Here is a 13,884-nt window from a genome sequence, read left to right on the forward strand (position 1 = left end):
CTTTTGTTAGCTAAGCGTATGGGTTACGGCCTGAATATCCTGACCATCCAGCTCACGTTCGAAGCTGCGCAGACGCTTATAGATAGACATTAATTCCACTAACGTCGTCCAGGAGTTAATCAGATACTGGAACGATCCGCGCACCTGACCAAACACGTTGGTGATTTGCGTCATCAGACCGAGCGTAATCGTACCGGCAACAATTGACGGAAACAGCAGGAACAAACCGAAAACGTTATCCACCTGCAGGTAAAGAATACGGGCGATATTAAAGTACATATAGTGAAAATAGAGGCGGAAATAGTTCTGACGCACCGCGTGAAACAGCTCGCGCACGGTCGGCGGCGTTGCGCGATTAGCATCATCTTCGCCGTAGACCAGTTCTTTACGGTAAGCAGCTTCCACGCGCTGGTTTTTAAACTCCAGACCCGGGAGTTTGATCCCCACCACCGCCAGCAAGCCGGTGCCCATCAACGACCAGACAATGGCAGCAATCACCAGACCATAGGGAACATGGCCAACAATCGGCAGATCAGGGACATGCGCAGACAGCGTGACCAGCACCGGTAAGAAGGCAATCAGCGTCATAATCGCATTGATAAAACTGACGCCCATATCTTCCAGCGTAGAGGCGAAGCGCATGGTGTCTTCCTGCACACGCTGCGCGGCGCCTTCGATATGACGCAGATGCTGCCAGTGCGCCATATAATGTTCGTTCATCGCGGTACGCCAGCGGAACACGTAATGGCTGACGAAGAAATTGTTCATCACCCCAATTACCACGGCAATCAGCGCGATGCCAAGGAAGATCCCCACTTCATGATAGAACTGTTCAATCTTCACCTTATGAGGAGCGCTCAGTGCGGTTTGAATCAGGTCATAGAACGGCGCATACCAGGCGTTGACGGCAACCCCGACTTCAACCAGAAACCAGGTCACAAAGATAATCAGCGACGTGCCCAATATGGACCAATACTGCCAACGGTGTGGACAGTAGATAAACCAGAACGCGGCGAACAGGCCGACGCAGAGAAGGTAATATGCATAAAAAATCAGATAATCCAGCGACCAGAACCGGGCGGCGCTTATAGGCACATCACCCGATGCGCCGGTGATATGTGCAACCCAGGCTCCCCCACCTGCCTGCCAGAATACAACGGCGACCAGTGCCCAAATAAATGCCGAAATAAAGAACGGTCCCGGCTTTGGGAAAAAAGACGTAAACATAGTGCTCTCCTGCTAACTTCTTATCGTTATGACGACTGCTGTGCATTTGCCAGCGTGCAAACGATGGCAAGACGGCTAACGCCCAATAAACACATGCTGAAACCGACAATTGTGACCAGAACCGACGCGCTTAGTTCGCTATCGGCCCTGAAGAATTGTTTCTATGGTTTTCATACCTGACAGCGTTCCGGCATATTCAGATTATCGCAGCGTGAGATCACAAAAGCGAACATCCACTCCGGGGGAAAAGGTAACGTTTACTCATCGTTACGTTTTTCACACTATGATTGGCGTAATAGCACTTTGCAATATGCCGATGAGTAGTATAAATACGCATACGCACGTCATCCTTTTTTACTACCCCTAACTCATGGACACCACCGTTGAAACGTAGTCTGCTTTTTTCTGCCGCGCTGTGTGCGGCGTCATTGACATCTGTCCAGGCGGCACAGCCTATCACCGATCCGGTCTTCGCCTCTGATATCGTCGATCGTTACGCCGATCACATCTTCTACGGCAGCGGGGCGACGGGAATGGCGCTCGTAGTCATTGACGGTAATCAGCGTGTATTTCGCAGCTTTGGCGAAACACGCCCTGGCAATAATGTTCATCCGCAGCTGGATTCGGTGATCCGCATCGCCTCAATTACCAAATTGATGACCAGTGAAATGCTGGTCAAATTACTCGATCAGGGCACGGTAAAACTGAACGATCCATTGAGTAAATATGCACCGCCCGGTGCACGAGTCCCGACCTGGCAGGGAACGCCGATCACACTGGTGAATCTGGCGACTCATACCAGCGCCCTACCCCGCGAGCAGCCAGGCGGTGCGGCAAAACGCCCGGTATTTGTCTGGCCAACGCGCGAGCAGCGCTGGAGTTACCTCTCTACCGCCACGCTGAAAGCTGCTCCCGGATCGCAGGCCTCCTACTCGAATCTGGCGTTCGATCTACTGGCCGATGCGCTGGCAGCCGCGTCCGGTAAGCCTTATCAACAGCTGTTTGAAGAGAAAATCACCCGACCGCTCGGGATGAAAGACACCACGTTTACGCCTTCACCCGATCAGTGCAAGCGCCTGATGGTCGCCGAAAAAGGGGCCAGCCCGTGTAACAATACGCTGGCGGCTATGGGCAGCGGCGGCGTCTATTCGACGCCTGGCGATATGATGCGCTGGATGCAGCAGTATCTCTCTTCAGACTTTTATCAGCGCAGCCAGCAGGCTGACCGGATGCAGACGCTGATTTATCAGCGTACACAGTTAACCAAAGTAATTGGCATGGACGTGCCAGGCAAAGCCGATGCGCTGGGCCTGGGCTGGGTCTATATGGCACCGAAAAATGGCCGCCCGGGGATTATTCAAAAAACCGGTGGGGGTGGTGGATTCATTACCTATATGGCGATGATCCCGCAGAAAAACGTAGGGGCCTTTATTGTGGTTACCCGTTCTCCGCTGACCCGATTTACCAATATGAGCGATGGTATCAACGATCTGGTGAGTGAGTTGAGCGGAAACAAACCCCAGGTTATCCCCGCATCCTGATTTAGTACTCAAAAGGCAAACGGTTAATATTCACCAGTTTGCCTTTATTCATTTCAATGTAGCCGCCTTTACGCAGTGCCGCGAGAATTTCTGCGACGACAGAGCGTGAAATACGTGTTCGTTGGTGGATATAGTTCATAACACCAACGCGAGAGCGCAGTAACTCATCCCATTTCATCATGGATATCAGCGTGGCGCGGATTTGATCGTAGGAGTTATTGCCAATTAATTGCAGGTCGCGTAATTCAAGCATGCAGTGCTGCCATGCTAACCAGCTAAAGGCCTCGCGCCATAGCTGGCATTGTTCAATGATATTAATCGTTTGGGACGCGGGCAGATAATAACCCGTACAGTAACCTTCTGTTATTAATCTATATTGAATATCTGTTTTCATCACACCATCAGCAAGTCCCATAATAAACGGTGCCTGTGTAATGCCAACCAGTATGGTTTCTCCTCGCCTCAGCGAGACAACCCCCTTTAAAACAACAAAAGTGTCGTTTTTATTTACATCACTGGAATATATTATTTGTTTTTCATTTTCATATTCAAAACGCTCGCCATATTTCGACAAACATTTATCCAGCTTACCAAATTCCAGAAAAGGCTTATCTACAGATAACATTTACGCATTCCTTGCATAAAAGCCCGTCAAATCCTTGACGGGCTTATTGGGATTAAAATACCGAGTCCTCTAATAGGGATTCTTACCAGGTATATTTAACGCCTGCATTCGCAGACCAGTCTTGATCGACATCACCACCGCCGAGGTAGCTGGCATCGGTATATGCGCTGAAGTTTTTGGTAAAGCTGAACTGAGTACCCAGTCCAACACGTACCGCAGAACCTTCTGTACCATTGTCGATGGAATCACCGTTGACGTTAGCATCGTTACCCGCATCGTCATAAACGTACGCCAGTTTGAAGTACGGAGTCAGCGCCTGGTCATCGCTGTAAGCGAAGGTATAACCGGCATCAACACCCAGTTCATAACGCATGCTGTCATAAGACTGACCGTCAACTTTCATGTCGTTGCTCAGCTTATAGTCATCACCAGACTGGAACAGACCGGATACGCTACCGTAAGGCGTCACGTAACCTGCGTCACCCAGTTTCAGGTCATAGCCCAGTTTCAGACCGAAGCCCCAGGCATCAGAAGCACTGCTACCGTCAACGTACTGACCGTTGCTCATGTTAGCAGACAGATCGTTGTTGAAATGAGAGTAGTTCAAAGAACCATCAATAAAGAGGTTGTTTGCGAAGCGAGCAGAAGAGTAGATATAGGCAGTCTGGCTATCCTGATCCACCTGTCCGCTGTTATCGCTTACGTCACCTTTCGCAAAGCCCGCTGCGGCACCGACAATCCACTGTGCATTGTTACCGTCAACTTTGGTATCAAGGCCGACCATGATGCCGTTAACGTCCTGATCGTAGTTAATGGTGCCGTTGTCGCCGTTGAAGCTGCCGCCGAAGTAGCTCACCCACGCGCCACCGTTATCCGCCAGACCGTGACGTGCATTGGTCAGACGCGTACCGACAGTATCTTGTTCCAGGTTCCAGATATTGGTGTTAGCAGACGGGATGCTCAGCGCCATGTTCGCGTAGTCTGTCAGTTCCATCTGCTGCAGAACAACGGTGTTACCCTGCTGCTGCGCCTGATAAGTGTAAGCACCCAGGTCAGCTTTGTTAGCCGCAGAGAAGGTCGCGTTGCTGTTCGTGTCGTTAACGTAGATCAGCTCGTTACCTTTGTAATCAGCAACAGAGCCTGCACCAGTGGCGTTATCGATGCGAACTTTATAGTTACCGGTTGCCGCCGCTACGTGGTCACCATAGTTATCAACTTCAGACTGATCGCCTGAAGTGTCAGAATCGCCATTACCGTTGATAGTCAGATGACCATCAGAGTTCATCGCGATCACGCCGTAACCGTAGTTAGACTGGGTAGTGTCGTTGGTGCGATCGTTGGTCAGATCAGCATTCAGCACATAGTTGGTGCTGTTGATATCGAAAACACCGGCATTGACATTGTTGTAAGCGTCGGTGTAACTGGTCAGGTTCAGTGTATCAACTTGCAGTGCATCGCCCGTGCTGTTGCCGACATCCAGAACACCGTTGTTGGTAACGTTAATGGTATTGGCATACAGCGCAGCACTACCTACACTCCAGCCAGCAGCAACATCATCAGCAATCGTTACGGTACTGTTGTCAATAGACAGCGTATCCGTCGCAACATGCCCATCTTCGTTGATGTTCAGTGCTGAAGCACCGGTCAGGGAGAGGGTGTCAGAAATCAGCGTAGAATCACCCACGTTCACAACGGAACCGCTGTTGATGCTCAGAGTATCAATCAGAGAAGTTTTAGTGGTATCCCACTGTGAAGCGCCGTTCAGCGTGACGTTAAACAGACCGCTCTGGTAGACAGAGTTGCCAACCACATGACCATTTTCGTCATAAGAGGTCGTGTCACTATCGACACCGTAGGTTGAATCAGGCCACAGGCTGTTGGCGGTGATGTCGATCAGCGTAGCGGTAGCTTCAGTGCCCGCAGAGTAGCTGTCATAAACACCATCACCATCGGAATCCACCTGGTGTACGGACATTGCCGCACCAACCCACTTGCTGCCGTTGTTCAGGGTCAGATCCAGACGGTCAGTACCATCCCAACCGTTGGTATCCAGGTCGGCATCAGTATCACGGTAAGTATCTGCGCCGTTCGGGAAGAAGTTCTCATCAAAGTTGCTAGAGAACAGCACGTCACCCATCAGCGTAGAATTATTAAACGTGGCAGTGGTCTGCATCGCGTTATCTGCATTTGGATTTGCAATAACCGCTAATGCTACATCATTAGCGTTCCAACCGTTACCATTGTAGTCGCTCGCATTGCTGGTGTTGCCAAACCAGCCGGATGTTCCTTCATCAGACCATGAACCCGAGGTCAGGGTGGAATCGGTAACCGCGATGGTGTTGTTAAACACTTCGCTGCTGTTTACGCCGGTGCTGACGGTGTTATCGTCAATGTCCTGCCACTCATAACCCTGAGTCAGGGTAATACCCGCTACGTGAGAGTTGGCGGAGATAGACAGATCAACTTCTTGATCCAGAGTGATAGCCGTACCCAGGTTGTAAACATCTACAACGTGTGAATCAACTGCGTCATTATAGCTACCGTTGTAGGTATAATGTTCGTAATTGTCATCGATAGTTGAGTTGATAACGCTCATCGCCAGACGATCGTAGTAATAATCGGTACCACTACGGTTAGTACAATCCGTCGTCATACATTCGGATGTTACCATACCGTGAATAGTGCTGTTTTTAATCGTCAGACTATTGGTATTACTGTTAGTCGAAAGACCATCATCCAGATAGTAAGTCGAAATGACACCATTAACGGTGGAGTTATTAATTACTGGGTAAATATCACCGTTATAAATACTATCCGTGTCGTAGTTATTCCAGCCAACATATCCATCATAGTAAACACCATCGCTGTAGGAAGCATCATTGTAATGATTGAACGTGGTATAGGTAGTTCCAGAGATATCAGTTGAAGCATTCGCCTGAGAAGTGATTGCCAATGTGCAGGCTAATGCTAATTGTGAGACTACGAGTTTCTTTTTCCAAGTGTGCATTTGTCATCCCTCCTCAGGGACGTAATATAGTTGATCCATCAATTATTAATGCATAGTAAACATATTATGTTTCGCCGAAAGATTATGCGGTGTCATAGATAAAAGGTTCAATTATTCTTTACTTTAAGTCCGAATGCGGACAATAAACGAAATACAAACAAAAAAAGCATAAACCTTTTACTTTCAGTAAATTATGGGAAAATTAATAAAATAAACCATACAATACAATGATAACTAAAAACAAAACCACAAGGACAGCAAATAAACACACGCACAATGAAAGGTATTTAATCAACGATTAAACAAAATCAAACCCACAGCAAAACCTATTGATATTAAAAATGATAAATTCAATAAAGTATAAATAACGCATATTAAATTTTTAAAAATACGGTACGCGGGTGTCACTCGCATAAGGCCAACTTTCGTAAAACACCCACACACAGGTTGAGGTATACTACGGCCTTCGATTCCACAAACATCAGGCATACCATGACAGACCTAATCCAACGCCCTCGCCGCCTGCGCAAATCCCCTGCGCTGCGCGCCATGTTTGAAGAGACAACACTCAGCTTAAATGACCTGGTGTTGCCGATCTTTGTTGAAGAAGAACTCGACGATTACAAAGCCATCGAGGCCATGCCCGGCGTGATGCGCATTCCAGAGAAACATCTGGCACGCGAAATCGAACGCATTGCCAACGCCGGTATCCGCTCGGTGATGACCTTTGGTATTTCCCACCATACCGATGACACCGGCAGCGATGCCTGGAAAGAAGACGGACTGGTGGCGCGCATGTCACGCATTTGCAAGCAAACCGTGCCGGAGATGATCGTCATGTCCGACACCTGCTTCTGCGAATATACCTCGCACGGTCACTGCGGCGTATTGTGTGACCACGGCGTAGATAACGATTTAACCCTCGCGAACCTCGGTAAACAGGCAGTGGTTGCCGCCGCGGCGGGCGCCGACTTTATCGCACCGTCCGCCGCCATGGACGGTCAGGTGCAGGCTATTCGCCAGGCGCTGGACGCCGCGGGCTTCACTGATACCGCGATCATGTCCTACTCCACCAAGTTCGCCTCCTCCTTCTACGGTCCATTCCGCGAAGCCGCGGGCACCGCGCTGAAAGGCGATCGTAAAACCTACCAGATGAACCCGATGAACCGTCGTGAAGCCATTCGCGAATCACTGCTGGACGAAGCCCAGGGTGCAGACTGCCTGATGGTGAAACCGGCCGGTGCATACCTGGATATTCTGCGTGATATTCGCGAACGTACCGAACTGCCGATTGGCGCCTACCAGGTCAGCGGCGAATACGCGATGATCAAATTCGCGGCCCTGGCAGGGGCAATAGATGAAGAGAAGGTCGTGCTGGAAAGTTTAGGCTCGATCAAACGCGCAGGCGCGGATCTGATCTTCAGTTACTTTGCCCTGGATCTGGCTGAGAAAAAAATTCTGCGTTAATGACGCAGTGTTGCCGGATGGCGGCTTCGCCCTGTCCGGGCTGCACGCCGGGGCCCGGTGGGCAAAGCGCCATCGGGCACGTTAGCTCGCACGATAGTAAGGCTTGTCTCCGAGAATCGTCGCCCGGTGCATAATGCGCCGCTGCGGCAGGTAGTCTGCATTGGCATAATGCTGCGTCACGCGGTTATCCCAAATCGCCACATCGTCAGGCTGCCAGCGCCAGCGTACCTGAAACTCCGGTTTGGTGGTGTGGGCAAACAGAAATCCGAGCAGCGCCTCACTCTCTTTTTCCGTCACATCGACAATTCGTGTCGTGAACCCTTCATTCACAAACAGCGCCTGTTTGCCGCTCACCGGATGCGTTCGCACTACCGGATGCAGCAACGGTGGGTGCTTTGCCACCGCCTCCAGCCAACGCTGATGCTCTTCTTCGGTATTACGGTATTTGAACTCCTGAAACGATTTACGGAAATCATGTTCGGCCCGCAGGCCGCTCAGCAATTGGCGAAAAGGTTCTGAAAGCGCTTCAAAAGCGGCAATGCCGCTGGTCCACAGCGTATCGCCACCTGTTGATGGCAGCTCTTTTGCCGCCAGAATCGCCCCGGCAGGTGGCGTCTCAATAAAGGTTACATCGGTGTGCCAGTTGTCGTTATCCGGCGGATTGTCGTTGTGAGTATCGAGGACGATGATCTCCTCAACGCCCTGCGCATGCGGGTAAACCGGATGGATATGCAAGTCGCCAAAACGCAACGCCAGCGCCCGCTGCTGCTGTGGTGTGATCGCCTGCTCGCGCAGGAACACCACCTGATGACGAAGTACCGCGTGGTACAACTGTTCAAACTGGTTATCGCTCAGCGGTCGCGTCAAATCCGCCCCGGTGACCTGCGCACCTATATAGGGCCCCAGCGGGAAAATGCTCAGACGTTCACTCATTGTACTTCTCCATGCCAGGGCGTCAGACGGCGCTGAAGCGCACGCAAACCCAATTCTAAAATAAAGGCGATCACGGCAATCACCATAATTCCCGCCAGCACCACATCCGTTGCCAAAAACTCACCGGCTGACTGCACCATAAACCCCAGACCTCGCGTCGCGGCAATCAGCTCCGCCGCCACTAATGTCGACCACCCCACACCCAGTCCAATCCGCAGCCCGGTAAGAATTTCCGGCAAAGCACCCGGTAAAATTACAAACCACAATACCTGTGCGCGGCTGGCCCCCAGCGACTGAGCGGCCCGCACCCGCACCTGCTGCACACTTTTGACGCCCGCCAGCGCAGACATCGCCACAGGGGCAAAAATCGCCAGATAGATCAGCAGGATCTTCGAGGTTTCGCCGATGCCAAACCAAATAACCATCAGTGGCAAATAGGCCAGCGGCGGCACCGGACGATACAGTTCGATGATCGGATCGACGATCCCGCGCACCGTCGGACTCAGCCCCATCGCGATCCCCACCGGCACGCCGAGCAGCACCGCGGCCAGCAGAGCAATGACGATACGCGTCAGGCTGGCGGCCAGATGCTGCCACAGCGTGGCATCCATAAAGCCCTGAGGTCCGGCAATGACGATAAGTTTTTGCAGTACCTGCCCCGGCGGCGGTAAAAACAGCGGGCTGATGAATTGCAGTGCCGCCACTGCCCACCACACCACCAGAAGCACGCCCAATGTGCCAACACTTAACGTCATCTGACGTGAAAGCGGCCAGCGCCAGCGCAACGCACGCGGACGGAGTTTATCGTTAATCACCACGCTCATGAGAACGCCTCCCGTTGCGCGAAAACGCGGCCTAGCACGTATTCACGCATGGCAATAAACTGCGGATCGGATTTAATGCTGCGACTCGGCTCCCCGGCCACAAAGCGGCGGGCGAAATTTAGCGGTAAGCGTTCCAGCACCCGGCCCGGTCCCGGAGACAACAGCACCAGTTCGGTCGCCATAAACACCGCCTCTTCGATATCGTGGGTAATCAGCAGCACCTGTTTGCCGGTCTCCTGCCACAGCGTCAACAGCAGGGTTTGCATCTGCTCGCGGGTAAAAGCATCCAGCGCGCCAAAGGGTTCATCCAACAGCAACAGTTGCGGATTTGCCGCCAGCGCCCGGGCAATGCCGACGCGCTGACGCTGACCACCGGAAAGCTGCCAGATAAAGCGCTTTTCCGCGCCTTCCAGCCCAACCTTCTTCAGCATATCCTGCGCGATGCGTTGACGCTGTGACTTCTCTACACCGGCCAGTTGCAGGCCTAATCCGACGTTATCCTGCACGTTACGCCACGGCAGCAAGCCTTCGTTCTGGAACACCACGCCGCGCTCGGCCCCCGGGCCTGTCACTTTTTTACCCGCCAGCACGATGCTGCCGTGCTGATACGGCACAAACCCGGCAATCAGATTCAGCAGCGTGGTTTTGCCGCAGCCGGAAGGCCCGAGCACCACCAGCAGTTCACCGCCGTCGAGCGTCAGGTTGATGTCGTCCAGCACCGGCTTTCCGTCATAGCGGGCGGCAAGATGAGAGATTTGCAGCATCAGCGCCCCCTTATTGCACGAAGCGATCGGTAACGTACTGGCTGTAATCCGTCGCCACAGCGGGCACTTTGCCCTGCTCTTTGAGGAACTGCGCAGTGTCGATAATCGCTTTATTCACCGGTCCGGTCAGCTCGGCGGTTTGCTGCTGCGGTGTCAGGTAGGTGTTACCTTTTACCAGTCCCGGAATATCCGCTTCCGGCACGCCGCTTAAGCGCGACAGCTTGCTGATGTTGTCCGGCTGCTTTAGCCATTCATCGGGATTAGTAATATAGGGCTGTTGGGCATCAATCGCGCTTTTGGCAAAGGCCTTCACCACCTCAGGATGCTGCTCGGCAAAATCTTTGCGCACGACCCACACGTCCAGCGTCGGCGCGCCCCACTCACCTACTTTTTCCGAGTCGGTTAACACCTTGCCGTCTTTTTCCAGCGCGTTCACCGCCGGTGCCCAGACGTAGGCGCCGTCAATATCCCCGCGCTGCCAGGCGGCAATAATCGCTGGCGGCTGCAGGTTCACAATCTCCACCTGACCGGGCTTGATGCCCCAGTGTTTTAACGCGGCCAGCAGGCTGTAATGGGTGGTGGAGATAAACGGCACGGCAATACGTTTACCGATCAAATCCTCAGGTTTGTTGATGCTTTTCTTCACCACCAGCGCCTCGGAGTTACCGAGTTTGGACGCCAGCAGGAACACCTCAATCGGTACCTGTTGGCTGGCCGCAACCGCCAACGGGCTGGAGCCAAGATTGCCAATTTGTACGTCGCCAGACGCCAGCGCCCGGACGATGCTCGCCCCGCTGTCGAACTTACGCCAGTCAACGGTGGCCCCGCTCTCTTTAGCAAATGTGTTATCCGCCTGCGCCACTTTGGCCGGTTCAGCGGAGGTCTGATACGCGACGGTGACGTTCACCGCCTGCGCCTGAAATGCAACCACTGCCAGTACGGCAAGGAGTGTATTACGCGATGATATAGCCATGATTGTCTGCTCCCCTGTCTTGTTATGTGGGGCAGTATTTCGTTACGGCACACTTTGATAAAGGAATTAAAAATTCTGGCTAAGAACAAAGCGTTTTTAGAAAAAAAGCGGCAATAGTTAGCTATTTCGCTCATGACAGATGGAATTCGTAGGCCTGATAAGCGCAGCGCCATCAGGCACTGTTGCCGGATGGCGGCGCAAGCGCCTTATCCGGCCTACAACACCTGCAAATTATTGCGATTTTGTTACATTCGTTACATAACAGCATCCCGGTGATTGCCAGCGTAATGCGGGCAGGCATCATAGACGCCATTGTCAGACAAGAGAGCAAGAAAATGATCCATGTTGTGCTGGTGGATGACCATGTGGTGGTGCGTTCCGGCTTTGCGCAATTACTCAGTCTTGAAGATGACCTGAACGTCATCGGTCAATACAGCAGCGCGGCAGATGCCTGGCCTGCGTTACTGCGCGATGACGTCAGCGTGGCGGTGATGGACATCGCTATGCCGGATGAAAATGGTCTGAGCCTGTTAAAACGGCTGCGGGCGCAGAAACCCAACTTTCGCGCCATAATTCTCAGCATTTATGACGCGCCGACGTTTGTGCAAAGCGCGCTGGATGCCGGTGCCAGCGGCTATCTGACCAAACGCTGCGGGCCTGAGGAACTGGTACAGGCGGTACGTTCAGTGGGCATGGGTGGGCATTACCTGTGCGCTGACGCATTGCGGGCGCTACGCGGCGGCGAACAACCCGCCCAGGTGCTGGAAGTCCTCACCCCACGCGAGCGCGAAGTGTTTGATCTGCTGGTCAAAGGCGACAGCGTGAAAGAGATCGCCTTCAAACTCGACCTCAGCCACAAAACGGTCCACGTCCACCGCGCCAACGTGCTGGGTAAACTGCAATGCCACAGCACTATTGACCTGGTGCATTTTGCGCTCGACCATCAGCTACTGACGGGGCACTGATGTCGCGCTCGGCTCGCCATTGGGTGATCTCCCTGTTTATCCTGCTGGCCTGGGGCTCAGGCTGGCTGATGCTGTGGACGCTGGGATTTTACCTGACCCAAAACGGTCAGCAGGCAACGCTATTTCTGCCGCACGGCGTCTATCTCGCACTCTTGATCCTGCTGTCACGCCGCTACTGGCCCGCGCTGGTACTACCACCGGTGCTAATGCTGTTCTGGCTACACAGCGAACAATTATTAAATGGTTATATTCTGCTGGCCGCACCGTTAATTAGCCTGATCCCGGCCAGTATCGGCCAGTCTTACTGGCACCGCTTCCCACTCTACTGGCAGCGCTTAACGCTGCTACTGGCCGCCGTCACCGTCACCGCATTGCTCAATACCGCCCTCCTGTCGCCCTTTATCGAAAGCCCGGCGATGTTAATTGGCCTGGCGTCGTTTACCGGCGGCGTGCTGTTGACGCCATTTGTTTATTTGATTTACGAATTTCTGCGCCAGCAGCACCGCTATCATTTGCTCGGCCTGGACACCCGTAATCCGCCGCTGCGCACCTCGCTTATCATTTGGTGCAGTCTGTTTTTTATTATCGGCATCGGCACTCAGATGGTGCTGTCACCAGACATTGAGCGCCTGCTGCTGATCGTAGTGTTTCTGCCCAACGTGGTGATGGCATGGAAGTTTGGCTGGCAGGGCGGCGTATTATCCGGGTTGCTTGGCAGCATGATGATCACCATCGCCCGGCAAATCGGTGTGGGGTTCAGCAATTTACTGGAACTGGAAATTTTTCTCGCTACCCAGGCGTTGTTGGGTATTGGCCTGGGTATCGCTATCAGCCGCCAGCAGCATCTGGCGCAGAACCTGCACCACTATCGCCAGCGTCTGGAAGCCGAGCTGACGGCACGACGGGCGTTAACTGAGCAACTGATCCGCAGCGAAGAAAATACGCGCAAGAGTCTGGCGCGGGAGCTGCACGACGAAATTGGGCAAAACATTACCGCCATTCAAATCCACTCTCAGCTGGTCAAGCGAGCACAGGATCCACAGCAAACGCTGGACGCAGCGAATCAGATCAATGACCTTGCCCGGCGCATTCATCACTCCACCCGCCAGTTGCTGCGCCAGCTGCGTCCTCCCGCGCTCGATGAACTGTCCTTTCAAGACGCGCTCCATCATCTGGTGAATGAGTTTGCCTTTGCCGAACGGGGCATCCGCTGCCGGTTTGACTATCGGCTGGAAAATACGCCAGACAATGAAACGGTCCGCTTTACGCTGTACCGCCTGTTGCAGGAGTTACTCAATAACGTTTGTAAACATGCCGACGCCAGCGAGGTGTCGATTACGCTCCGCCAACAGGAGCACAGCCTGGTTCTGCACGTTGAGGACAACGGCGTGGGCATTCTGCCAGAAAAAATCCCCGGTTTCGGTATTCAGGGAATGCGTGAACGGGTAAGCGCACTGGGTGGCGAGCTAACGCTTGAGTCGCACAACGGTACGCGGGTAATTGTTAACCTGCCCACAAATTTGCAACAAACCCATCATTAACCAGGAAAAAGTCTTAG

At 52.9% G+C, this 13,884-nt stretch carries 11 protein-coding genes; 4 read left to right on the plus strand and 7 right to left on the minus strand.

The features are described 5' to 3' along the window. Nucleotides 1–6: 6 nt before the first annotated feature. Nucleotides 7–1,227, minus strand: coding sequence for a peptide antibiotic transporter SbmA (sbmA, locus tag AC3ITF_RS17225; RefSeq protein WP_096758118.1), 1,221 nt, complete (start codon nucleotides 1,225–1,227; stop codon nucleotides 7–9). Between the two features lie 383 nt (nucleotides 1,228–1,610). On the opposite strand from sbmA, the gene ampH reads away from it, so the two are divergent. Next, nucleotides 1,611–2,768 (plus strand): D-alanyl-D-alanine-carboxypeptidase/endopeptidase AmpH, encoded by a 1,158-nt coding sequence (gene ampH / locus AC3ITF_RS17230; protein WP_096758119.1) that lies wholly within the window; start codon nucleotides 1,611–1,613, stop codon nucleotides 2,766–2,768. 1 nt (nucleotide 2,769) lies between these two features. Here the strand turns inward: ampH and iprA are convergent, their stop codons facing one another. Then, nucleotides 2,770–3,393, minus strand: coding sequence for a hydrogen peroxide resistance inhibitor IprA (iprA, locus tag AC3ITF_RS17235; protein ID WP_115259261.1), 624 nt, complete (start codon nucleotides 3,391–3,393; stop codon nucleotides 2,770–2,772). An 82-nt stretch (nucleotides 3,394–3,475) separates the two neighbouring features. Next, the gene (gene ehaB / locus AC3ITF_RS17240; protein WP_489175873.1) at nucleotides 3,476–6,400 is read right to left on the minus strand and encodes an autotransporter adhesin EhaB; all 2,925 of its coding nucleotides are present in this window, start codon (nucleotides 6,398–6,400) and stop codon (nucleotides 3,476–3,478) included. 492 nt (nucleotides 6,401–6,892) lie between these two features. On the opposite strand from ehaB, the gene hemB reads away from it, so the two are divergent. After that, complete coding sequence (gene hemB / locus AC3ITF_RS17245) at nucleotides 6,893–7,867, plus strand: porphobilinogen synthase (protein WP_117342100.1); 975 nt, start codon at nucleotides 6,893–6,895, stop codon at nucleotides 7,865–7,867. A gap of 81 nt (nucleotides 7,868–7,948) precedes the next feature. Here hemB and tauD read toward each other — a convergent pair whose 3' ends face one another. Genes tauD through tauA form a run of 4 tightly spaced genes read right to left on the minus strand, consistent with a single transcriptional unit; the run spans nucleotide 7,949 to nucleotide 11,361 of the window. Further along, on the minus strand, nucleotides 7,949–8,800 hold the full coding sequence (gene tauD / locus AC3ITF_RS17250) for a taurine dioxygenase (RefSeq protein ID WP_115259265.1): 852 nt from the start codon (nucleotides 8,798–8,800) through the stop codon (nucleotides 7,949–7,951). Next, nucleotides 8,797–9,624 carry a taurine ABC transporter permease TauC gene (gene tauC, locus AC3ITF_RS17255; RefSeq protein WP_115259267.1) on the minus strand — a complete coding sequence of 276 codons (828 nt, stop codon included), beginning with the start codon at nucleotides 9,622–9,624 and terminating at the stop codon, nucleotides 8,797–8,799. Before tauC ends, tauD begins: the two co-directional genes overlap by 4 nt. After that, nucleotides 9,621–10,388, minus strand: a complete 768-nt coding sequence (tauB, locus tag AC3ITF_RS17260) for a taurine ABC transporter ATP-binding subunit (protein ID WP_115259269.1) — start codon at nucleotides 10,386–10,388, stop codon at nucleotides 9,621–9,623. The genes tauC and tauB overlap by 4 nt, the downstream gene beginning before the upstream one ends. 10 nt (nucleotides 10,389–10,398) lie before the next feature. Continuing rightward, nucleotides 10,399–11,361 (minus strand): taurine ABC transporter substrate-binding protein, encoded by a 963-nt coding sequence (gene tauA, locus AC3ITF_RS17265; protein ID WP_181490518.1) that lies wholly within the window; start codon nucleotides 11,359–11,361, stop codon nucleotides 10,399–10,401. A 335-nt stretch (nucleotides 11,362–11,696) separates the two neighbouring features. On the opposite strand from tauA, the gene AC3ITF_RS17270 reads away from it, so the two are divergent. Together AC3ITF_RS17270 and AC3ITF_RS17275 are read left to right on the plus strand one after the other, a co-directional pair. Then, on the plus strand, nucleotides 11,697–12,326 hold the full coding sequence (locus tag AC3ITF_RS17270; protein ID WP_115259273.1) for a response regulator transcription factor: 630 nt from the start codon (nucleotides 11,697–11,699) through the stop codon (nucleotides 12,324–12,326). Beyond that, a complete protein-coding gene (locus tag AC3ITF_RS17275; protein ID WP_137400427.1) occupies nucleotides 12,326–13,867 on the plus strand; it encodes an MASE1 domain-containing sensor histidine kinase in 1,542 nt (513 codons plus the stop codon). The genes AC3ITF_RS17270 and AC3ITF_RS17275 overlap by 1 nt, the downstream gene beginning before the upstream one ends. The last annotated feature ends 17 nt before the right edge of the window (nucleotides 13,868–13,884 follow it).

This window comes from Citrobacter sp. KH_055_1, from assembly GCF_057838705.1.